Genomic DNA, 24,457 nt, shown 5'->3' on the forward strand with positions numbered 1-24,457 from the left:
TGAAATGAAATCGCTCTATGAAAATATGGTTCTTGAGTGGCATGTGGCAGATGAGGAGGATCATTACATCGAACGTATTCTATGGATTTCTCCTGCTAGAGATACTGTCATTAGTATTGCAGTGAACGACGATAAAGCATTTCCGATTATGAAAACCTACTCTGAGTATACGGCTGGTATAGAGTCCAACCTTTGTAAACAAATCGAGTGGATTAACACAAGTGTCCCTTTATTAGATTCTGCTATAGAGCCCGAACATTTGAGTTTACGTGATAAATCATGGGATGCAATCAAAGATATTGTAAGTGATGAGCCAGGCTGCTTCGATAAACGTTATAGGGGATCTTGTGTAAGAGAAGCACAAGAACGAACAGGCCTTCATAAGAGTACTATCTATCGTTATCTACGGAGATACTGGCAAGGCGGGAAGCTGAAAAATGCACTATTACCCCACTATACGAATTGCGGTAATTATGGAGCAGACAGAACACCGACTGAGGTAAAGCGAGGACGGCCAAGGAAGTTTCAAGACGAACCGACAGGTATCAATATCGATGAGGAAACGAAGCAATTACTTCGCTCAGGTATTCGCTTGTTCTATAACAGTAAAGATAAGGCACCACTTAAGCACGCTTACCAGAAGACCTTGGAAAAGTTCTTTGCTACTGGATTCCGTCAAGATGGTCGCGCGCTTGTTCCTGTACTGCCTCCCACTGACAAGCTGCCAACCTTCGGACAATATAAGTATTGGTTTAAAAAAGAAATGGATTTGGAGAACACATTAACAAGCCGACATGGGAAGAAACGATTTGCCTTGGATTACCGACCAATACTGGGTAGTTCTACGTTTGAAAGCTTTGGTCCGGGTTCTAGGTTTCAAATAGATGCTACGATCGCAGACGTGTACTTGGTTAGTGAATATCGACGTGAATGGATTATTGGGAGACCTATCATTTACATCGTAATTGATGTGTTCAGTCGCTATATTTGCGGTATTTATATTGGGCTTGAGGGTCCGAGTTGGATCGGTGCCATGATGGCACTAGCAAATACAACAACGGATAAAGTCCAATTTTGTGCTCAATATGACATCGATATTAGTCCAGAAGAATGGGCAAGCAGTCATTTGCCCCAGAAGCTTACAGCGGACCGTGGTGAACTTGAAGGTACAAAACCAAGTCATCTCATCGACATATTAGGTGTGGATGTGGAGAATGCACCTCCCTATCGAGCTGATTGGAAAGGTATCGTGGAGCAACAATTTCGATTAACGAATTCGAGAAGCATCCGCTTTATTCCAGGAGCTATAAAAGAGCGTTACAGGGAACGTGGAGAGCGTGACTATCGTTTGGATGCCAAGCTGACTCTACGAGAGTTCACACAAATTATGATACATAATGTTCTCTATCATAATAATAACCATCATATGTTGTGGTATGACAGAAATGAATTTATGGTTGCGGATGAGGTCACCCCCGTCCCTAGCGAGTTGTGGCATTGGGGAGTTATTAATCGTAATGGCCGTCTTAAGAAGCAACCGGATCATATCGTGAAGCTGAATTTAATGGTTCAAGGAGAGGCAACTGTAACTGCGGCTGGAATTCAGTTCAAAGGCATGCATTATAGCTGTGACATGGCGTTGCGAGAGCAGTGGTTCGTGAAAGCACGAGCCGGAAAAACATGGCGCGTTAAAGTCTGTTACGATCCCCGTTCTACAAACGAGATTTACTTGTGGCTAGATGAAGGACGCAGCTTTGAAACATGCACGCTGCTAGAACGGGAAGAACGTTATCTTGATAAAAGAATTGAGGAAGTAGAGGATCTGCTAGAAATTGAAAGATACCAGGGACGGCATCAGGAAGTAAATAATATGCTGTCCAAAATTGAACTTGATGCTCAAATGAAAGCCATTGTAGATTCTGCAGCTAAGAAGACAAACGAGGCAATTCAACATAGCGAGGAAAGTAATCATAAGCGTGTTAAAGGCACTAGGCAGCGCCGTTCCAATGAGAAACTGTTAAATCGAGAACAAGAAGTTTTTCACTTATCCAATCGGGGTGCAACTCCAAAGAATTCACAGAACAATGTGATTCCATTGAAGCGTGACGAGGACGCGGATAAACCGGTATACATACCTCCTGCGGACAAGCTCTCTAAAATTAAAGCATATTTACTTGAAGATGGTGATGACGAATGAGTGAGTTCGATGTTCCGTTATTTCATTTCAGCCGAGGTGAATTTGTAGAGGCAGATTATCAAGATCCTTTACTGGAAGACTATCGAAATAATCCGTTATTAGAAGCTCTTCCACCAATATGGGACGATAAGACGGTTGTCAATAAATTAGCAGCTAAGCCAATCTTTCATGCTTCAGAGCGTGATCTGCCTGTTCACTTGCGTTTACATTGCGTACAACGTATTTCTCGTGATTTCTTTCGGCCATTATCAAGGCATTTAGAATTACAACAAAGTATTTCACGGCTCATTCGAGATGGATATGTAGGTCGTAATCCTCTTACCCCAAACTATGCATTTAGGGCGCGAAGAGACGCCTATGATCTCATTATGAAGGGCAATACAAGCGGATATCCCGTGAACACACCAACTTCAGCTGGATTTGCGTTAGTCGGTATATCCGGAATCGGTAAATCCAGTAGCTTATTACGCATTTTACAGATGTACCCGCAAGTTATTTTACATCGTAAATATAAAGGCCAAGATCTGCCGGCTCCTTATCAAATTGTATGGCTGAAGATGGATTGTCCGCATGACGGATCTATTAGAGGTCTATGTCTTAATTTTCTTCTCGCCGTCGATAGTCTGGTTGGAACTAGATACTACAAGAAAAATGCAACAAAGAACCCTGATGAGCTGCTTCCATTAATGGCGCAAGCTGCAGCTGTTCATTGCCTAGGTGTTCTCATCATTGATGAAATTCAAAATCTTCAAGAGGCCAAAGATGATCGAGCAGCGCAAATGCTTAATTTCTTCGTTCAATTAGTGAATACGATAGGATTACCAGTAGTTCTCGTGGGTACCTATAAAGCTCTGCCTGCACTTAATGGAGAGTTTCGAAATGCTCGGCGTAATAGTGGTCAGGGTGATGCTACGTGGCATCACTTTAAAAAGGATGAGGAATGGACTTGGTTGCTGCAAGGTCTATGGAAGTATCAATGGACAGACCAAAAAGTAACACTAGATCAACAATTTATTGATGTGATGTACGACGAGTCTCAAGGAATTTCAGATATTGCGATCAAATTGTTTATGCTGACCCAGTGGCGAGCTCTAGATAAAGAAATATCTCATATTACTCCTGAGTTAATTCGCTCTGTTGCGAGGGACCGGTTCACATTAATTCGACCTGCCCTGGAGGCTTTGCGTTCCGGTAAGAAGAAGCAAATTCAGAAGTTTGCAGACATATACGATAGTGTTTCCATTGATGATTATTTAGACAGAATTGAAGCTGAGCAAAGGCAAGTTGATCGTTTGGAAGTAATACGAACAGAGCTTGGCTATGACGTAACGGAGCAAACTACTAATGAAATAAGTGCATGGCTCGTTGATGCAGGTATTGAGCTAGCGGCTGCTCTTCAGTCAGCAAATGAAGTAGTAAAGACGCATTTGCATGAATTGGACACGATAGACCTGCATAAAGAGGCTTTGAAGTATGCACTTCAACAGCGGAATACAGCTACGAATAAATTGTCTTCCCAACAGGGAAAGAGGAAGTCGAAGGTGATACCGACAGAGCCTAATGATTTACGCTTAATTGTAACCCAAGGGAAAAAGAAGAAGTTATCTGCATACGATTCATTACAGACGGCTGGTTACATCAAGGATCCGTTAGAGTTTATTGGATAAGGTTGTGTTCAGATGAATGAACAGTGTGAGCTTCCCCTTCCATACCCAGATGAGCTCCTGTATAGTGTTGTCGCACGGTATCACTTAAGAGCAGGCAATAGCAGTGCCAAGTGTACGCTTAGGGAAGTGTATGGCACAGAGAATGTCATTCCAACCACGGATCTACCGAGTCATTTGGATTCATTGAATGCTATACAACCTGTCTCTGTGGATCAGTGGATTGATAATCATACTTTCTATCCGTACTATGCTTCTTTCATGCCAAGAGATCGTGCCCTTCTATTACGTCAATTGATGAAGGGTTCAGATGGATCGGGTATACATGCTCTGGTTGGTATTATAGCTAGCACCGTTGCTAGAAACAGTGATTTACACTTTTGTACGGCTTGTTATGAAGAAGACGTTCAGAGATATGGTGAACCTTATTGGCACCGTGTGCATCAGCTTCCAGGTGTGAAGGTTTGTCCTACACATGGCTACCCTCTGCAACGACTTACGAGTCCTTTGTCCGATCGACATGGGCTAACTGCTCTCCCTATATCCAGAGATATGTTTGAATCCATACCGATAATCGAGGAATTGAATGAGCGTGCAGAGGGACAATTACTAGGAATAGCTTCGGACATCCAAATACTTATACAGATGCAAGATACTCAAGTTTTCTATAACTCTAGACGCTTATTGATGCATCGTTTGTCTGATATGGGATTGGTGACACCGGGAGCGCGTGTTAGGCAGCGTAAACTACAAGAACAATTCGTTACTTTCTACGGGAGAGAACTGTTAAACATGCTGGAATGTGCGCCACAGCAAAACGATCACAGCTGGCTTGCTAGTGCTACAAGATCAATGCGAAATGTGGTACATCCTTTACGCCTAATGCTTTTATTACGGTATTTGTATGGTTCTTTTTCGGAGTTCTTAAAGCAGTCTGATCAAGAACTAGCGCCTTTTGGTAAAGGTCCCTGGCCATGCTTGAACAAAGCGGCGGATCACTATAGGGAAGCTATTATAAAGGAATGCAAAGTTACTCGCTGCTCGGATACTGGACAACCTGTTGGAACATTTCATTGTGCATGCGGCTTCTCGTATTCAAGGAGAGGACCGGATCAGTCGGAGGAAGACAGATTTCGCAGAGGTCGGATTAAGTCGTTTGGTTCCGTATGGGAATCTAAACTAAAGGAATATCTGCAAGCAGGCCTGTCCTATCGTTCAACGGCTCTTAACCTTGGTGTCGATACGAATACCGTCATTAAATATGCCGATGGAAACACCACTAGACATACATGCAGTTTGAAAGTAACAGGAAAGAAGAACAAGGTAAAGAAACCGTCTAAATTAAACGGATGCAAGCCTGTTCGCGTGGACTGGGAACTCCGTGATTTAGAGCTGAGCTGGCAGGTTGAGGAGACATGTAAGGAGCTTATGAATGATCAATTTAGACCAGTTAGAGTACGTGTAGCAACTATAGGGAAACGAATTGGTAAGTTGAGCATTCTTGAAAAGCATAAAGATAGGCTTCCTATTACGATGAACATTCTATCGAATTATTTGGAATCTGTATCACAGTTTCAAATTCGAAGAGTACGCTGGGCTGCTGAACAAATGAATGGTGAATGGCCTTTGAAAAAATGGAAGCTTGTAAAGAAAGCTGGACTTCGACCAGGATATTCTCCAGAGGTGGAGGATGAGATTAGTCGTTGTATCAGTTATAACACGCTTATATCCCCACTTACATCAACTGAGGTGACACAATGGCTGCATTAACGTTGAGATCCTGGCCATTTCCAGAGGACCAGGAAGCTGAGTTATATTGGTTTGGATCGCCTTATATGGACTACAAAGAGAACTGGCGAATACGAGTAGCATTCCGTACATCTTCTACGAACATTAAAATAGTCTCCTATCCATGGGGAACACTTCCTTACTTACGTATTGGACAGCTCTATACAAACGGCACGTACGATCCTATAAAGCCTTTAAGTGGCTCTACATTTAAGCTATCTATAAATAACCTAAGTCAATGTATTGTCGTAAACAGCTTCAAATTACCCAAACGTTTAATCGATCTAAATAAAAATCCTGAACTCGGATTGCAGAACATTATTCAATTTAAAGTAGATTCACTCACCTATTGTATTCCTGTCATAGAGTTCATTCGAGCCATGTTTGTTAACTCAAGAAACATGGCATTGCATTTGCTTCAACCTCATGGATTAGAGCTGCTTGTTGATCGAAGTGAGGTGTATGGAGACGTACTTCATTTCGATATGAGTGCACGTGTTCCTGTCAAATTAGCGACCGATAGTAATGCACGACACCTATCATGGATCTACATGGATAGAAGGATACGAGCGATGTGGGACTCTGTATATCAACATTTGTTCAGTCAGGCCATTAAGAATTCACCGCAGAATCCTCAAGCCGCTCTTAAGAAGGGTATTCCACTGGGTATTGATTTAACGGAAATAGGTCCTTTACAAATACATGTTCGTGGAGAACAGTTCATTGATTATATTTTAGTCAAAGAGATCATTGGCTTCAGTGGATTCGAACATCCACATGAGAAAATCTCATTCTGGCACCCGTCTAAGAAGAGACGAGAATCGACTTATGGTGATAAACAAGTTCGACTAACTTCAAGAGCTGACAATGATGATTACATACTGAACGATGAAAGTGATCATGCGAAAGAGGATATTCATCAGGATGTATTGGAAGCGCCACCTACCTTTATGCATTTTTTAAATGCTCCATTTGTAACAACTCGTAGGCAAAATGTAAGGCAATCCAATACGGGGCAAGATGTTATTGTTAACTCAGGTAGAGGTGGTAAGACTTCAGGGGCTTTAGAAGAAGTAAGTACACAGGAGTCTGTAGTCGGTGGTGACACACCTCCGATAGACTTTCAAACACTCGAGACGATTTCGGCTTCTGAGGGAATTGGTTTGGAGTCTTTTTTCGAGATGATTCAGTTATTAAAACAAACGTTTCCTGTTAAGGTCAGTATGTCTATACTGCGTATTCCAGCAGGTAGACGTTTTTCCGTATGCCCGAACGGAGCTCGTAGGACTTGCGCTGTTGTGCAGATTACGAGTGCAGTGAGTACAGCATACATACTAGAAGTTGCTAGACCTGACAATTGGTCGATATCGACTCTGATTCTTCGTCCATCACAGCAAGCTTCGTTTAAGGTGATTGAGGATAATATTAAGCAACTCCTAGAAGGATTAGTTCATAAGGGCGGTCATTGGGATCGAAAAGTACTTGAGCGGTGCAATGGTGTGAGTGTTGAGAAGCTGAAGCATTATCAGAATGATACAGCTATAGAATGGGCTTCTCGTTTGATGAGTAAGATTTTATAAATGAGTGAAAAGTTAACTTATAAAGTAAAAGGAGTAACGAGTCAATGGTGGACTATTTTTTATAGTGAGAGTATAATTTAGTCCAAGGTTATATAATAACCTTAAAAAGCAAGGAAAAGTTGGTGGTATAAGTGGTTGATATTTATGAACAATACGTCCATTTGACTCGTTTAGCTCTGGAAGGCAAACAAAAAGATGTGAAAATGCTGGCTCGAAAAAATATGCGTTTATTTATGAAAACACGTCCAGATATTGCAGAAGTACTTGAAAAAGTACTAAATAATACTGCTAACAGCACAAGAGCGTTTAATGATGATATGTTGTCTCCACTACCTGTAGATATGGATAGTCGATTAGAGCTCCTTAAGAGAGATTATATTGATTTTGAAAGCGATCCGGTTTGGCCAGAGGCTGTATACTCAGAATTGGAAGCTATTATTAAAGAGAGAGAGCGCTTGAGTGAATTAACATCACGAGGACTGGCACCAACAAGGACGGTTCTTTTTGTTGGGCCACCAGGTGTTGGAAAAACATTAGCTGCCAGATGGTTAGCATATCAATTAAAGCGTCCACTTCTTACTTTAGACTTAGCTGCTGTAATGAGTAGCTACTTGGGGAAAACAGGTAACAATATAAGGGCTGTAATTAACTATGCACAACGAGAGTCTTCCATTCTTCTTCTTGATGAACTCGATGCTATAGCCAAACGAAGAAATGATGATTCTGAAGTAGGTGAGTTAAAAAGATTGGTAACAGTTCTATTGCAGGCTGTTGATGAATGGCCAGCCGATGGACTGCTCATTGCAGCTACTAACCATCCTGAATTACTGGATCCTGCGGTATGGAGACGTTTTGAAAGGGTTATTCATTTTCCAGTTCCTTCTTCAGCGGATATCGCTTATACAATTAATTCATTAATATCCACTGAAGATGAAGTCATGCCAAAAAACTTAATTGAAATTTTGTCAATTGCACTTGAAGGGGTCTCGTTTTCGGAGGTTGTTCGTCAGTTAAATATAGCTCGTAGAGATAGCGTAATTAAACAAATTAGTTTGCAACAGTCTTTTGAAGAGCTTATTAACAAAATTAGTCTAGATATCGATCGTAACAAGAGAATAGAGTTTGCTGTTAAGTTAGTGCATAATGGGCAATCACAGAGAAGAGCTTCTGAAATAACAGGTATTTCACGTGATACAATTCGAAAGCATATGAAAACTGTGGGACATAAATCTGAGGGGGTTGAGCATTAATTATGGCTAGAGAAAATAATTTTCTTTTAGGTAATGGTGAGCACTTAACAAATACAGTGAATGTTCCTCGTAGAGGCGGTAAAAAAATACCGCCTTACTCTTTTCCAACAGCTCAAAAGCATTTTTCTCAATGGCTTGGTGATGCAAATGAAAAATTTAACAAAATGAGCAGTTCAGCTTGTCCTAATGATGAAGTTACTGCCTTAGTCACTATGCACCCACGGTATATATCTAAAAGTGACTTTCCAATAGAACTTTTAGATACTGTTGGTTTGCGTGCTGTTGGCGGACGTTCCAAAAGAATAAAGCCAATGCAATGGGGCATAGAAAAACATCCTGAGGAAGCAGTAACTGATCAAATTTTCGTAATGGGAAAAAGAAGTGATTTTACAACATGGTATAGAGAGATAAATAACTGGACTGAAGCTGTAACCGGGGCAAAGCATTTAAGTCATATTGAGGATTTATCTGCTCACATCGGAGTAGATAAAGTACAAGCACTACCTGAAAATCGTGATGAGTACTGTCTGGAAGTTGTCTTTCATGAAACTTCAGCAAGTACGCTTGATATGTTTGAATACTATGCAAAAGAATGTGATGCTTATCCAATTTTTGATCGTAAGCGTGAATCTAAAGGACTCATTTTTCTTCCTGTATATGCTTCTAAAGAGAATGTTCATAAACTTGCTGACTTTTCGTATATTCGTGTTGTGAGATCGATGCCAACACTTAGACCGTTGCAACCTGAAGTATTACGAAAGGTCCAATCTTTTCCTATAAAAATGAATATTGAGCCTAGTGTAGATCAAGCTTTAAGAGTAGCTATATTCGATGGTGGGATTCCTTCAAGTATTAATCTATCACCTTGGGTAAATTTAATTGAGCCGCCTGGGATAGGAGCAGCAGTTCCAGAGTATCAGGAACATGGGTTAGCAGTAACTTCAGCTTTTTTATTTGGGCCATTAGAGCCTAATAAAGGTGCAGAACGACCTTTATGTCATGTTGATCACATAAGAGTTTTAGATGATAAAACAGGAAGTAATGGAGATTTTGAATGTTACGACGTACTAGATAGAATCTTACATGTTTTAGATAATAACAGTGAACCATATCATTTTTTGAATTTTAGTGTTGGTCCCGATATTCCCATTGAAGATGATGAGGTTACTGGTTGGACTGCAAGCCTGGATGAGAGACTTTGCGGTGGTAGTTCACTTACAACTGTGGCAGCAGGTAACTCTGGGAATTTATGCTCGGTGAGTGGCTTGAACAGGATTCAGCCCCCTTCAGATGCAGTAAATGTTATGGCTATAGGAGCATGTGATAGTGTCAGTTCACTTTTCTGGAAAAGGGTAGATTACAGTTCAGTTGGCCCTGGACGTAGTCCTGGACTGGTTAAGCCAGACGGTCTTGTATTTGGAGGCAGTCAGCACAGTCCGTTTTATGTATTAGAATCTACGGATCCTTATACGATAAAGGGAACCATGGGAACTAGTTTTGCAGCTCCTTATGGTTTAAGATCAGCTGCTGCGGTACGAGTCCAATTAGGAAATAGGTTTTCTCCATTAGCCATTCGTGCGTTGCTCACCCACAGGGCGGAATCAGAGGATCATTCTCTTACTGAAGTAGGATGGGGACGATTGGAAACAGATTATAATAAACTGATTACATGTGATGACGATGAGGCATTGATAGTCTTTCAGGGTGAATTACCTGTTGGCAGTCATTTAAGAGCACCAGTGCCATTACCTAGTGGAGATTTAGAAGGTATGATTGGGATTACAGCGACGTTAGTTATAGCTCCAGAGGTGGATCCGAGTTATCCTAACACATATACTCGAGGGGGGTTAGAGGTTACTTTCCGCCCGGATTCTACAAAAAGAAAAATTAGTAAAGAAGGGAAAGTTCCTCTCCATGCAAATTCCAAATCATTTTTCAATGTAAAGAATTTATTTGGATCAGGGGCGTATGAATACGAATTACGTGACGAGGGACATAAATGGGAACCTTGCTTAAAAGTAACTCAACAATTTAAATCTGCTTCGCTTAATGCTCCTTGTTTTGATATCTATTATCATCATCGAGGAGAAGGGATGAAATTGAAGGAACCAGCACCAATACAATATGCTTTGGTCGTAAGTATTAAGGCTAATAAGGTTGTTGATCTGTATGACCGAGTCCTTAGGACTTATTCGAATATTTTGATTCCTCTTCGACCACAAAACAGAATTCAAATTCGGAGTTGAGAAAAGGATAACAAATTGAGCTAATTTAGAAATAGGTAGCTGGGAGGTTTTTGTTTGCTGTTACAAGAAATTCAAGAGGTAGAAATGACTCCAGAGGAAGAGCTTCAAGAATATATAAAACGATTGGGAATATTAGTATCCGAATACATAGGTTTTTCTATACAGTTTTCTTTAGAAAAATCTAATATCAGCGAGTCGGTGGATGAAAAGGAAATAAGCTTGGGTCTACATGTAAATGATATTATTAATATTTCTGGGTTAATGGATGAAGTGATTACGGATGTAATATCAAAATTGATTTACGTAATGCAAAATGCAATTAATAAGACGGAGACTTTGGATTATGATCTTTTTCATAATTTAACCGCTGAGGTCTCGCTCTCATTAATTTTTGAAGACTATGTTAATAATAATGCAATCGGAAAATTTAATAAAATAAATTTCCTTAATGATTTGAGGGAGATTAGCTCACATACCTACGAGTCTAGTAGTGTAGATGTAGGTATTGTATATTGTCCTAACAATGAAGCACTTAAAGATTTGAAAAAAATTAAAGATATAGAGTATATAAAACTAAGCAGTGCAATTACAATAAAAGAGTTTTTCTTAAATGAAAAACCGTTCTTGAAGTTAATTGATAAAAAATCGCTAGCTATTGCAGTAGATCATAACTTTAATGTGTTTGCCATACTTAGAAAAAAAGAAGGAAGTAAAAGTCTCTATTCAATATTTGAAAACTCATTTAATGAATACGGTTCTAATCATGTAACAAAGAAAGTTATTGCCAGTTTCCTCCAGCCGCTTGAAGAAAGACAGCATCTATCCTCATCAGAGAAAGAATTTCAGAACTTCTTATTGGAAAAAATCAAGAGAAATATTACATTTTTCGAAAACAATAATAATGCTCAAGTACCTAAGTTCAAATATATTGATGTACAAAATAAAAAAATAAGCTTCCATACTGGGAATAAGTTTGTAATTTCTTATTACAACGGAACTTGGAAATTAAAACATTACAATTCACTTTTTGCACATATCTTATACAGGTCCTTAGTGACACAATTATCACATTTTTTGTGGTTGGAACAAGACGAATTTGAAAATTTCATAAAACGTTTATCATCTAATGTGTCTAAGCTTCTACACTGCATGAAAAATTTATCAATTAGCAGTTGTAGCTCAATCTTTGTGATTCTTGATAATCCTGAAATTAGTTACAGTCTTTCTACCTCGCAAGTTAAAAACTTACTTAAAAAAACAGCACTTCTACGTAAAGTAAATATAAATAAGAATTTTATAAACGCTATAAAACGAAAAAGTAATCATCTGAATATAACGGACATTGATCCTTATTTGCTTGACTCACTTTCTACAGTGGATGGTGCGGTTATCCTAGATACAAATTTTAATATTTTAAGCTTCGGGGAGACAATTCAGGTTAACAATAAAGATTACTCAGATACTTTCGGGACTGGAACACGAGCTAGTAGGGCGGCTTCCGAATATGGACTTTCAATTAAGGTTTCTGAAGATGGAGATATTAACTTATTTAGAGATGAAGAAAAGCTACTCACTCTTTAGGTTAAGCGGCTATTATCTTGTTTGCGACAAATTATATGATGTAAATATTATCGATAGTAGTATTTTACCTATAACGGAGGTATGTAAGTGCCAATTCCTGAAAGTCAACTTGAAACTTGGGCTCACCAAGGAGCGATTGTGACGTCTAAGTTGACACACGAAAAAATAAGAGATGTCATTAGTGAAAGCACAGTTTTAAAAGGAAAGTCGTTTGAAATATATCTGCAAGGGTCGTATAAAAATTCTACTAATATCCGTGGGGATTCAGATGTGGATATCGTAGTTCAGCTTAATAGTACGTTTTATAGAGATTTGAGCAATTTAAGCGAAAATGAAAAACAGACATACACATCACAACATTCTTCTGCTACGTACGAATGGAAAGATTTTAAATCAGACCTTATCACTGTTTTAGAGAATTATTTCGGTAAATCGTATGTAAAGGTCGGCAATAAATCAATCAAAATCTTACCTAGTAACGGAAGATTGCCGGCTGATGTAGTTCCATGTGCGCAATACCGCCGCTATAAACGATATACTGGAGTTTCAAATAAGTCTGACTATGTAGAAGGAATATGTTTTTGGACATCAACAGAAAACCGTTTTGTAGTTAACTATCCCAAAGTCCATTATGACAATGGTGTCTCTAAGAACCAGATTACTGACCAAATGTATAAGCATATGATCCGTATATTTAAAAATGCTCGTACTTATATGGATAATAGAGATTTGTTTGATAAGTCCCTTGCACCGGGTTATTTCATAGAAGGTCTTCTTTATAATGTTACGAATAACAATTTTAAAAATACGTACAACCAATCGATGTTTGAAATTTTAAACTGGTTACACAAGGCTGATTTTGATGCTTTCGTTTGTCAGAATGAGCAAACAATGCTATTTGGACCCTCTCCAGAGCAATGGAATCCTGAAAATGCACAGAAGTTTTTAACTTCAATGATTAAGCTATGGAATGACTGGGGGAAATAAAAGTGCACTCATACTCAACTGATTCCAACGAAAGAATTAACATTCCATTTTATTTAGCTATTATCAGCATTTTATCTGCTTGGTTATTACCCAAGTTAATAGAAATGATGGGCCTGTCTATTCCTTGGTATGTTGATGCACCTGCTGTTATGGGGTTTTACTTTATTTACTACAAGTTATTTGATAACTTCTTTTGGAAGTGGAAGTGGTTTGCTAAAATAAATCTAATTCAAACGCCTAATTTTAATGGAACTTGGGATGGACATTTTTTAAGTTCTTATGATGGACACACAAACCAAAAACCAGGAACCATTGAAATAATACAAACTTGGACTAGAATGTGCGTTGTATTTAATAATGGTACATCACGGTCAAAAAGCATCACTTCATCAATTATGACTACTAATGCAGAAGGCTATGTTTTAAGTTACGAATACCAAAATGAACCTAATTACAACTCTGTACCTACAATGCAAATACATCGTGGATTTACTCGGTTAACGCTCTCCAGAGACCAAAAAAAACTTGAAGGGGGTTATTACACTGGTAGAGGTAGATTAAATTATGGAACAATGGAGTTTTTAAAACCTTGAGCGTACACTCAAGGTTTTTGGAAATAAATCTATCAATATAAAATGCATACTCAGAGTCTAACACTTTATTTTCTCAGTTTGGAAGTCCATATGATTTTGTTTGATGTTCAGTCTACAACTTATTTCTCAAAAGCTGCCGATTTTCAAACCTGAAAACCGCGCTACAGCAACAACTCCAGTCTAATACTTTATTTTCTTCGAACAGATGTTGTGAATACGTTAAATATTGATTGTAACTAAATAGTGAGACCTCAAACTCCACCGTCAAGTGGAGGATGAGGTCCTTTTTATAGGGGGAAATTCAACTCTTAATGGGGCTTGAAAAATCGTAAAATGACTTTTGGGACAGCCCCAATGTTTTTACTCCTTCTGTTTCAGTTAGTTGCTTATCAGAAGGGTGCTTAGATAAGTATTCAAAGCACCGCGGGAAATCCCTAGCAGTTTATTCATGAGACCATCGTTGCGTAACGATGGTCTTTTTTTTATTTGTAGTTATTTCTTACTCATAGCCTCCTTTCTTGGACATCTTAATTATTTAAAGTCATAGAATTACTATAAAAAGTAATCATTGTCTACTATTTCATTCTTTTAGTTCATCCTAAAATAAAAGCAGGGGAGCAACTATCAAACAAAAGGAGACTATTAAAATGAAAAAAGTAACTCTGGGCTTATTAAGTGTCGTACTTTTATTTTCGGTAGCAAGTTCTGCATTGGCTGCTCCATCTGTAAGCAGTCAAGGTAACATTAGCACTATGAGAGCATGTCCTGATGCTGGCGCACCGCAACCTATTTATGTAGGAGTAAAATGGAGAATACCTGCGAAAGGCGTAAGCTATTCGATTGCTTCGGCATACAATATTGAAATTATTGGTCGTGATGTGCTTGCACACGAATCTGGATTTGCAGATGTAAAAGTTTATGATAAAAACAATAAATGTATTGCTCGCTATAATTTAGCTGCAAGCTAATCAAATGGCGCTCCTCGATTCTTCGATATAATCTAGCTTGAGGCACCATCACATGGAGTGATGGTGCTTTTGTCGATGGACGTAGATCGCTTTTTGGGAGATGCTCCTGACTCTTTTGGGCCATTGTCGACACACAACCCTATTGGTAAAATGAAAATGTAACATAAAATATAAATAAAGGAGGATTATGGTGATGACACAAAATCAATTGCAAACGAAGTGGGGGGATTTGACGGCGAAGAACGAAAGAGTAGGGACGGTGGCGATGCTGCTGTATCCGGGGATGACGGCACTCGATCTAGTGGGTCCGCAATACGTGTTCTCTGTGATGAGGATGTCCGTTTATCTCATAGCCAATACAAAGGAGCCAGTCTTAACAGACACGGGTTTGGCGATTGTCCCGACGATGACATTCGAGGATTGCCCGGAAAAAGTGACGATTTTATTTGTTCCGGGAGGCTCCGAAGGAACGCTTGCGGCGATGGAGGATGAAGCTACGCTATCATTTATAAGATCGAGAGGAGCACAGGCGGATTATGTAACTAGTGTATGCACGGGCTCCTTGATTTTGGCCGCTGCCGGATTGCTGAAAGACTACAAAGCGACCTCCCATTGGGCGACGAGGGATCTTCTGGAAGAGGCTGGGGCGGAGCTGGAGGAAGGAAGGGTCGTCTTTGATCGGAACCGGATAACTGGCGGCGGGGTTACTGCCGGGATTGATTTCGGACTTGCGATAGCGGGTCGTATTCGCGGCGACGAATATGCCAAGCTGATTCAATTGATCGCCGAGTATTCGCCCGAGCCCCCATATCGGTCAGGCACGCCATGCGAAGCCGATGAAGCTACAGTCAAGCACGTTACCGAAATGTTCATCCCGTTCGTAACGAAAGCACGTGAATTGCTGCAGCGAGCAGACAATTGAACGTATGAGGCCACTGCGGTGTTTGGTGAAATGATCTTAGGAGTTTTTCAACGAACCGGGGAAGATATGAATGAGAATTAATAAATAAAATATATTTATAAGAAAATGGGCTGATCTAATAATTATTAGGTTCAGCCCATTTGTATGTGATAGAAGGAATAAGCGATGAGTATTTTCCTCTTGCGTAAGAAAAGATGATCGAGAATGTATAAAATTCGTTGTCTTCCTCCTATTTCCTCATTTATCCGTCGTGATGCTGAACGGCTCTAGACTGCTCCTCTGTCTTTCTTTTTTCTACAATAAGCGGAATTAGCATAAATGCACCGACAATAATGAGAACTCCGCTTGTCACGTATACGACTAGTAAGGAAAAGACTTCTTTCAAATAACCAGACATGGACATACCAATGACCATTGTCCCCATAAAGACAGGCGTAATAATCCCAGATACACGGCCTATAAAGGCTCCTTCCGTGTTACGTACAATAAGCGTTTGGATACCGCCGTGAATACAGGGATAAAATAAGCCGCTAATGACTAATAGAAGGATTGTCATCCAAATTACTGAAGAGGCTCCTATCCCCATCGTACAGAAGGCAGCGACAAGTAAGCCTATCATGAGAAGCAGTTGTGGCTTTACTTTTTTAGCTATCCCCATTATAGCAATTCCACCTACGAGCATGGCAGCGCCGTTGGCCATGACAAACCACTGAAGGGCCTGTTTATTTAGTCCCAATTGTTCGATGACAAGGAAGATTTGAAGGGGCTGGGTCAGACCTGACGCCAATCCGACTGCAGAGAAAGTCAAACAGAGTGTGCGCAAGGATGGATTAGTACCGATATAACGCAGCCCAGCCATTAATTCTTTTGTAAAGCTACCAGTATCTATTTGCTTAGGTTGCTCTTCGTCACGTGGGAGTCTTGATAATATGAACGAAGAACCGAGAAACAGGAATGCTGTCAAAATGAGAGAAACGTTTATTTTAAACTGTATGAATATAAACGTCCCAATGACCGGACCTAATACGGTAAAGATAGCTACGAGTGTTTGAAACATCGCCATCACACCTTGTAGTTGTTCCGCGGGAACATGCCTCTTAAATAGCTTCATGGCTGAAGGCTGAGAAAATTGTGACAGGCTCGCAGAAATAAAAGATCCGATAAGAAGCGCAATCCAACCGTCGTTTATGACAGCAAACCATACAGCGACTATCGATAGGGCGGAAAGTAGGTCGCTCCATACCATAGTTCGCTTAGGCATCCATCTATCGGCAAAGGTACCCCCAATGAGACCGAATAGAAAGATGGGAGCAAATTCAGCAACTGAAATGAGTGAGACATAAACTGGATTATTATTTGTTAGTTCCGTTACATAGAGAAGTATGGCAAAGTTGCGGATCCATATTCCCAGTTGCAGTAGCACACGAGAGAGTAGAATCGTTCGAACATATCGATTGGCAAACATCATTTATACCCCATATCCTTTCTTAACGTGATAAGTGATTCATGTACGAAGTTACTGCATTAGTTTATATATGATTCAAACTTTAGTCAACAAAAAAAACTAAACAAAACAATAATTTGTTTATATAATGACGAACATAAACCAAAAACGTTTGTTATAATAATGAAAATAAATCTCAAGTATGTCTACTGATTGATTTTTGAATTGTAGATGTGGAGAATGATAAATCCGCTGTATTTTTATACAGTTGCATTGCTCCATTTAATTGTGTGGTTTGAAGCATAAAAACAAAGCAAACTTTGATAAACTAAGCAAACAACAGCTAGTCATAACGGGAGGTAAGTTCCATAGGCTATGAGTTCACAATGCTGCTTCAGCTCTTTGAGCGGGCGGCATTATTGCTAATTATTTTGTTTTTATTAACTCGTATTTCGAGTTTTAAGCAGATACTACAAAAAGAATCGCAGACACCTAGGGAGTTCGCGGTCGTTACGATTCTATTCTGTACCTTTGCACTTTTCAGTACCTATGTAGGAATTGATGTGGAAGGCTCATTGGTCAACGTACGGATCATCGTAATTATGGCAGGAGGTATTTTATTCGGTCCTTGGGTCGGTATGGTTGTGGGAGTGGTATCTGGTATCCATCGCTACCTCATCGATATTGGCGGGGTAACTTCGATTCCCTGTCTCATCACGAGTATCATTGCGGGGCTCGTATCTGGCTATATTTATCTTCTAACGCCTAAAGCGAAGCGATGGTTTGTCGGTATCTTCGCCGGAATGGCCTGTGAGGCATTAACGATGCTGTTGATCATATTCATGGCGCAGCCTACAGCATTAGGAGTAGACATTGTATCCAAAATTGCCATACCGATGATTCTAGGTCAATTGAATGTGGGATTGATCATTTTGTTAATTCAAAATGTGGAAAGTGAACGGGAGGGAATCGCTGCACAGCAAGCGAAGCTAGCTCTGGATATCGCGAATAAGACATTACCTTATTTTCGCTCGGTAAATGCCAAATCGTTACATAAAATTTGTTCCATTATTAAAAATGATATTCAAGCTGATGCGGTAGCCATCACGGATGCCTCGAATGTGCTCGCTTATGTAGGTTATGGGGAAGGTCGCTATCAATTCCGGCATGAGATCATTAGTGAAATGACCAAAGAGACGATACGGAGCGGGGAGTTTATGATAAGCAACCATGCGTTGGATGATGCGCTGCCGGGCGTTCAATCCGTCTTAATTATTCCGCTGAAAGAGCGGGAAGAAGTTACTGGAACCTTGAAGATTTATTATCGGAAAGCACATAAAATTACGTATCCGCTGCAGACGATGGCCGTCGGTTTGTCCCAGATCATTTCGACGCTAATGGAAGTCTCTCGTGTGGAAGAAATTAAGGCGATGGCGAATAAAGCTGAGCTTAAAGCGTTGCAGACGACGATTCAGCCACACTTTTTGTTCAATGCGTTGAATGCGATTGGCTCGTCGATCCGGACAAGACCGGACCAAGCGAGGGAGTTACTCGTCAACTTATCGGGATATTTGCGTTATAATTTGGAGCTTACGGACGATTTGATCGATATTCATAAAGAACTGGAGCAAGTTAGAAATTATATAGAAATTGAAAAAGCACGCTTTGGAGATCGCTTACACATTGTTTATGATGTGGATGAAGTTGCTGTAAAGATTCCCAGTCTTATTATTCAACCGTTAGTGGAAAATGCGATTGTCCACGGTATATTGAAGGAGAAGGGCCCCGGAACGGTTACTATCTATGTCAAAGATACAGAAGATTATATTCGGATTGGTGTACAGGATACAGGTGTGGGTATCCGTGAAGATATTATTGAACAGGTGAGAGAAGAGCGAGTTCCATCGAACCATATTGGTCTTTTCAATGTGCATAAGCGTGTGAAGCTTATTTTCGGGCATGGTGTTACGGTGGAGCGATTGGATCAAGGAACGAATATCTTTTTTGACGTACAGAAGGAGACAAGATGAGAGCAATAATCGTGGAAGATGAAATATTAGCCCGTGAAGAGCTGGAGTATTTGATTACCAAACATAGTCGCATTGAAATCGTGGATCGATTTGAGGATGGTCTTGATGTGCTTAAATTTCTACAAGAGAAGGAAGTCGATGCTATTTTTCTCGATATTAACATTCCATCGTTAGATGGCATGCTGCTTGCGACTAATATAAGTAAGTTTGCGCGCAAGCCCTACGTTATTTTTACGACTGCTTATAAGGAACATGCTGCCCAAGCATTTGAATTAGAAGCCTTTGATTATATTTTGAAGCCCTATGACGAGAAGCGGATTGCTGCCATGTTACGCAAGTTGGAGACTACTTTTAATCGGGAACAACATGAGCAAGGAGAAAGTTCAAATGCTGTGGACAGTAGGCAAAGGTCAGAGGAAAAGCGCATTAATTTGCTGAAAAATGACAAGTATATCGTGACGAGCAGCGATGACATCTACTATGCGGAAGCACAAGAGAAGGTAACGAACGTGTTCGCGAAGAGCGGTATGTATACGATGCCGATGAGTATTTCGGATTTTCATGCGCTGCTGCCTCAAGATCGTTTCTATCGTTGTCATCGTTCCTACACCGTCAATTTGTCTCAAATTCATGAAATCGTTCCATGGTTCAACAATACTTATCTGCTTCGTCTGCGTGATATGGATGCGAAAGTTCCTGTCAGTCGAAGTAAAGTTAAAGAATTTAGGCAGTTGATGCATATATAAAGGCAGTTCATTCCGTAATCCCGTCATCTCATGTCGTGCTTGGATCAAGAAAGCGTTCTCTCTTGTAAGATAAAGGCGTGGAAGCAAGGCGTATGAGGCTTTCACTTCCCTACAGATACTACAGATAACGCACACATCTTGGTGATAGCAGAATGGAAAGAGGGGATTTATCATGAGTATGCATCAAGCAACTCAACGACAGGTAAATCGGTGGATGATCGTACTTGGAACGATCATTATACAAATGGGATTGGGCACAATATATACGTGGAGTTTATTTAATCAGCCGTTAGCTGACAAGTTTGGCTGGGAGCTCAGTTCCGTATCAATTACGTTTTCCATTACCAGCTTCGCATTGGCATTTGCAACACTGTTTGCTGGTAAAATACAGGATCGTATCGGTATCCGAAATCTGACGATGATCTCAGGTGCTGTCCTCGGTGCAGGACTGATCGCTAGCTCGCAAGTTTCATCGTTGTGGATGTTATATTTGCTTGCTGGTGTAGTTGTTGGCTTTGCAGATGGTACAGCATATATTACATCGCTATCGAATTTAATGAAATGGTTTCCTGAGCGTAAAGGGCTAATAGCGGGGGTATCCGTAGGAGCTTTTGGGACAGGCAGCTTGCTCTTTAAATATATAAATGGACATTTTATTAATACATTAGGGGTTTCCCAAGCTTTTCTAGTCTGGGGATTGATCGTAATGGTGATGGTAATTGTCGGTTCATTCTTAATTAAAGAAGCTGTAATGACAGAAACTTCTTCGAACGCCAATACTCAATCACAGAGTCAACGGAACTATACGGTCAAAGAAATGCTGCGTACGAAAGAAGCATATATGCTATTCGTTATTCTATTCACAGCTTGTATGAGCGGGTTGTATCTAATTGGTATCGTCAAAGACATCGGTGTACAGCTTGCTGGTCTTGATGTCAGTACAGCAGCTAATGCTGTAGCGATGGTGGCGATATTCAATACAGCTGGCCGGATCATACTCGGTGCATTGTCGGATAAAGTAGGACGTATGAAAGTTGTAGCGGGTGCGCTGCTCGCAACGGCTTTGTCAGTCGTAACGTTAAGTTTCGTACCTTTGAACGTGGGGCTCTTTTTCATATGTGTCGGGGTGATTGCATTCTGCTTTGGCGGTAACATCACCGTATTTCCAGCGATAGTTGCTGACTATTTCGGTTTGAAAAATCAAAGCAAAAACTACGGTATCATTTATCAAGGTTTCGGTTTAGGTGCTTTGGCTGGTTCGTTCCTAAGTGTATTGTTTGGAGGTTTCCAAGTTACCTTTAATGTAATCGCGGTCTTGTGCATGATATCCTTCTTGATTGCTATTTTTATCACAGCACCTGGCCAACGTAATGAGTCGAACAAGAAACAAGAGTCTGTACTGAAACCGCATTATAATGCGGGATAATTGCAGTAGAGCATCTTATTCGATAAGAAAGACCGTTGAAAGAGTGTTATAAAGTTAAACAGGCGTCCTTTACACATATAAGATGCGCAAAGGACGCCATTTTTCGTGTAAGTGGTATCTAAGAGGAGCGTGAGGTTGTTATTGATGCGGCGCGCTCTCGTTCCACATATGCGGCAATCTCATTGATTGCATATTCCAAGGGCCTGAAACTAGCTTTTATGGTTGTACTGCGGTCTCTATAAGTCGAATCCGACAGCACCTGCTGCACCGCTTCTCGCAGTTCGTCGGCAGTTGGAGCCATATTTCTTATGTAAATCCCGATTCCAGCCTGCTCTACCATTACAGCTCCCATAAATTCATCGAACGCTTGCGGTATGACAACCTGTGGTACCTCGAAGCAAATGCTTTCGTACACGCTATTCGTTCCTGCATGATTAATAAACACACTTGCTTGCTTTAGTATATCAAGCTGCGGCACGTAGTTGCGGACGATAAAATTGTCGGGAATGCCTTTAAGGTCATCCAATCGCAAATGATTGCCCACTGACATTACTACCTGTACATCCGATTGTTCAAAGGCTTCGAAACAGTTCAGGAATAACTCTCCTAATTCATTCAAGATAGTACCGAATGAAATGTAAATTAACGGCCTGCCATCAAGTTGATCGAAAGGGAATTCCACCGTCTCTTTGCGCGGAGTGATAGAGTAACCAGCAAATAAATAGCTATCGTCGAACGAATCCGGGAATAAATAAACGGACTTGGAACTATATATAATATTTAGTTTCTCTTTGCTACCCAATATATCATTAATGACATTCACGTTATTTAGCCTGTATTTGGATGCAATGGTTTTGGAGGACATATCAACTAATCTTCGGTAAAGATCAGCTTCCTTATATTTTTTATAGACCGAATGATCTTCAATCCGAATAAAATTAGTAATAAAGAAAGTAGGATCAAAATCTGCCATTTCGTCGATATACGCGAATGTGGCGAATGCCGATATGCCAGGAACACCAAGCAGTTGGGCAAATTCTTTCCCCCAATACGCAAATGCATCATGAATGATGTAATCAGGTTTCCATGCCGTAACCTCATCTTTGAATCTTTCTACGAGTGATCGGCTTTTATCTAAAATATAATGAGAGAATAGCAGGAACGTATCGACGCGATCCCCCTCTCGCATTTCGAATCCACCCATATCCTCGTAGTTTCTAAACTGAGCGCCGGTTGCCTCAATTTTTTCACGGAACTCGTTACTGGAGTAGTAGAGTACTTCCTCACCCTTCTCAACAAGCGCTCGTATCAACCCCAGTGAAACATTGATATGTCCGTGTAGATCGATCCCGAAATATATCAGCTTAGACATTACACTCCTCCTTCTCTAATCTGTTAACTAGGATATATGTTCAACCCAATATACACTGTCCTTCTACGTCCAAATACAATTTCTACCTATGATCGGTAATTCCTCTTTCTTTAACCTTAAGTTCACTTTAAGTAATTAACTCGCCCGATGACGATGTCATTCAAGATTAAAAAATTACAGTAGCTTAATGCAGGCAGCATGATCATATCCCCAGTAAATCTATCAACGGTTAGCGAATAATTATTGAAAGGTTGTTATCATATCTTGATTTTCCGTTTGAAGGCGTGTACGATGCACCTAGAACACTAAGTCAAACAAATCTATATCCTCTCAAACCTCTAAGATTATACCTACTCAGCTACATACATTTGACTTAAAGCGGTATAACTTTTAAAATTCTCTCTACAACGATTCAACAACACACAGTACACAACACTTCCAAAGCACATTTGCACACAGGTTACATTTTCCTCTATTTATCTTCTCTGTTTATTTCATTGATCTTACTTTTGTTAGAAGCTAGAAGGTTCTTTCGTCTATTAAAAATATGTTGAAAGCTTGGGGGCATTCATAGTGGTTATTCAAGCACGGACCGTACTGGAGAGTAAAGTATCGAAAAAGGCGACTGAGAAGCTGATTCACAAAGTAAAAAGCTTGTTCGAGCATAAGCTGAGCGAGAAGTTGAACTTGATGAAGGTGTCAGCTCCTCTATTTGTAGAGGGGGACACGGGCGTCAATGATAACTTGAATGGCTGGGAACGATGTGTCACGTTCGATACAGCTGGTTACCAGCCAATGATGCTGGAGGTTGTCCAGTCGTTGGCTAAGTGGAAGCGGATGGCTACTCACTATTATGATTTGCAGCCGGGTGAGGGATTGTACGCGGATATGCGGGCGATCCGGCGTGACGAAGTGCTCAGTCCACTGCATTCGCTGTACGTTGACCAATGGGATTGGGAACTGGTTATCGATAGACAAGAACGAACGGTGGAAACGTTGAAGGAAAAGGTCCTCCTCATCTACGAGGCACTAAAAATGACAGAAGAGGAAGTAGCAGAACTGGATTCGTCATTAGAACCTTTCCTACCACAAGAAATAACTTTTATCACATCGCAAGAGCTTGAAGATCTGTATGGTGTAGATACGACACCTAAAGAGCGTGAGCATAGGATCGCAAAAGAGAAGGGCGCGGTCTTTATTATGCAAATTGGCGATAACTTGGCTTCTGGCGAGCCGCATGACGGCAGATCTCCAGACTATGACGATTGGCAGCTAAATGGAGATATTATCGTCTGGTATCCAGTTATGGAAACGTCCGTTGAAATTTCCTCTATGGGTATTCGTGTAGATGAGGCCGCACTTGAACGTCAACTTCGAGATAGTGGATGTGAGGACCGTACACAGCTTCCTTTTCATCAAATGCTTTTGAATGGTACTCTCCCTTATACAATGGGTGGGGGGATTGGCCAATCTCGTGTTGTTATGCTTCTGCTGCGCAAGTTCCATATTGGTCAGGTGCAGATGTCTGTATGGCCGCAGGAAATGGTACAAGCATGCAGGGAACGTGAGATCGAGTTGCTTAACGTCATTAGCTAACTATATAAATTTGGGATAATGATGTCTAAGGCAGTTACATTCATAAACTTTATCAAAACTTAAGATA

At 40.4% G+C, this 24,457-nt stretch carries 17 protein-coding genes; 15 read left to right on the top strand and 2 right to left on the bottom strand.

The features are described from left to right. Positions 1-4: 4 nt before the first annotated feature. From FPZ44_RS00140 to FPZ44_RS00190, 11 genes are all read left to right on the top strand, one after another. The gene (locus FPZ44_RS00140) at positions 5-2,197 is read left to right on the top strand and encodes a Mu transposase C-terminal domain-containing protein (RefSeq protein WP_144986270.1); all 2,193 of its coding nucleotides are present in this window, start codon (positions 5-7) and stop codon (positions 2,195-2,197) included. Beyond that, complete coding sequence (locus FPZ44_RS00145; RefSeq protein ID WP_261378153.1) at positions 2,194-3,864, top strand: ATP-binding protein; 1,671 nt, start codon at positions 2,194-2,196, stop codon at positions 3,862-3,864. Before FPZ44_RS00140 ends, FPZ44_RS00145 begins: the two co-directional genes overlap by 4 nt. Positions 3,865-3,876: 12 nt before the next feature. Continuing rightward, a complete protein-coding gene (locus tag FPZ44_RS00150; protein WP_144986272.1) occupies positions 3,877-5,631 on the top strand; it encodes a TnsD family Tn7-like transposition protein in 1,755 nt (584 codons plus the stop codon). Continuing rightward, positions 5,619-7,229 (top strand): Tn7-like element transposition protein TnsE, encoded by a 1,611-nt coding sequence (locus FPZ44_RS00155; protein ID WP_144986274.1) that lies wholly within the window; start codon positions 5,619-5,621, stop codon positions 7,227-7,229. The genes FPZ44_RS00150 and FPZ44_RS00155 overlap by 13 nt, the downstream gene beginning before the upstream one ends. A gap of 131 nt (positions 7,230-7,360) precedes the next feature. Next, positions 7,361-8,479 (top strand): AAA family ATPase, encoded by a 1,119-nt coding sequence (locus tag FPZ44_RS00160; protein WP_028595357.1) that lies wholly within the window; start codon positions 7,361-7,363, stop codon positions 8,477-8,479. Between the two features lie 2 nt (positions 8,480-8,481). Then, positions 8,482-10,725 (top strand): S8 family peptidase, encoded by a 2,244-nt coding sequence (locus FPZ44_RS00165; RefSeq protein WP_028595356.1) that lies wholly within the window; start codon positions 8,482-8,484, stop codon positions 10,723-10,725. A 54-nt stretch (positions 10,726-10,779) separates the two neighbouring features. Further along, the gene (locus FPZ44_RS00170; RefSeq protein WP_028595355.1) at positions 10,780-12,306 is read left to right on the top strand and encodes a hypothetical protein; all 1,527 of its coding nucleotides are present in this window, start codon (positions 10,780-10,782) and stop codon (positions 12,304-12,306) included. 87 nt (positions 12,307-12,393) lie between these two features. Further along, positions 12,394-13,293: a nucleotidyltransferase domain-containing protein gene (locus tag FPZ44_RS00175; RefSeq protein WP_144986276.1), complete on the top strand. Its 900-nt coding sequence runs from the start codon at positions 12,394-12,396 to the stop codon at positions 13,291-13,293. 2 nt (positions 13,294-13,295) lie between these two features. Continuing rightward, complete coding sequence (locus FPZ44_RS00180; protein ID WP_028593454.1) at positions 13,296-13,886, top strand: Cap15 family cyclic dinucleotide receptor domain-containing protein; 591 nt, start codon at positions 13,296-13,298, stop codon at positions 13,884-13,886. Positions 13,887-14,533: 647 nt separating this feature from the next. Continuing rightward, complete coding sequence (locus FPZ44_RS00185; protein ID WP_144986278.1) at positions 14,534-14,854, top strand: BLB8/JUQZ-1 family protein; 321 nt, start codon at positions 14,534-14,536, stop codon at positions 14,852-14,854. A 193-nt stretch (positions 14,855-15,047) separates the two neighbouring features. Further along, on the top strand, positions 15,048-15,776 hold the full coding sequence (locus FPZ44_RS00190; protein WP_222429783.1) for a DJ-1/PfpI family protein: 729 nt from the start codon (positions 15,048-15,050) through the stop codon (positions 15,774-15,776). A gap of 241 nt (positions 15,777-16,017) precedes the next feature. Here FPZ44_RS00190 and FPZ44_RS00195 read toward each other — a convergent pair whose 3' ends face one another. Then, a complete protein-coding gene (locus tag FPZ44_RS00195) occupies positions 16,018-17,241 on the bottom strand; it encodes an MFS transporter (protein WP_144991603.1) in 1,224 nt (407 codons plus the stop codon). Positions 17,242-17,606: 365 nt separating this feature from the next. On the opposite strand from FPZ44_RS00195, the gene FPZ44_RS00200 reads away from it, so the two are divergent. The 3 genes from FPZ44_RS00200 to FPZ44_RS00210 all read left to right on the top strand — a co-directional run bounded on the left by FPZ44_RS00200 (position 17,607) and on the right by FPZ44_RS00210 (position 21,422). Next, positions 17,607-19,250, top strand: a complete 1,644-nt coding sequence (locus tag FPZ44_RS00200) for a sensor histidine kinase (protein WP_144986282.1) — start codon at positions 17,607-17,609, stop codon at positions 19,248-19,250. Continuing rightward, on the top strand, positions 19,247-19,996 hold the full coding sequence (locus tag FPZ44_RS00205) for a LytR/AlgR family response regulator transcription factor (RefSeq protein ID WP_144986285.1): 750 nt from the start codon (positions 19,247-19,249) through the stop codon (positions 19,994-19,996). The genes FPZ44_RS00200 and FPZ44_RS00205 overlap by 4 nt, the downstream gene beginning before the upstream one ends. A gap of 172 nt (positions 19,997-20,168) precedes the next feature. Beyond that, positions 20,169-21,422, top strand: coding sequence for an L-lactate MFS transporter (locus FPZ44_RS00210; protein WP_144986287.1), 1,254 nt, complete (start codon positions 20,169-20,171; stop codon positions 21,420-21,422). A gap of 118 nt (positions 21,423-21,540) precedes the next feature. Here the strand turns inward: FPZ44_RS00210 and FPZ44_RS00215 are convergent, their stop codons facing one another. Beyond that, positions 21,541-22,794, bottom strand: coding sequence for a macrolide family glycosyltransferase (locus tag FPZ44_RS00215; RefSeq protein WP_144986289.1), 1,254 nt, complete (start codon positions 22,792-22,794; stop codon positions 21,541-21,543). A 597-nt stretch (positions 22,795-23,391) separates the two neighbouring features. On the opposite strand from FPZ44_RS00215, the gene asnA reads away from it, so the two are divergent. After that, a complete protein-coding gene (gene asnA / locus FPZ44_RS00225; protein ID WP_418789156.1) occupies positions 23,392-24,390 on the top strand; it encodes an aspartate--ammonia ligase in 999 nt (332 codons plus the stop codon). The last annotated feature ends 67 nt before the right edge of the window (positions 24,391-24,457 follow it).

The organism is Paenibacillus agilis (assembly GCF_007786455.1).
GTDB classification, from domain to species: domain Bacteria; phylum Bacillota; class Bacilli; order Paenibacillales; family Paenibacillaceae; genus Paenibacillus_B; species Paenibacillus_B agilis.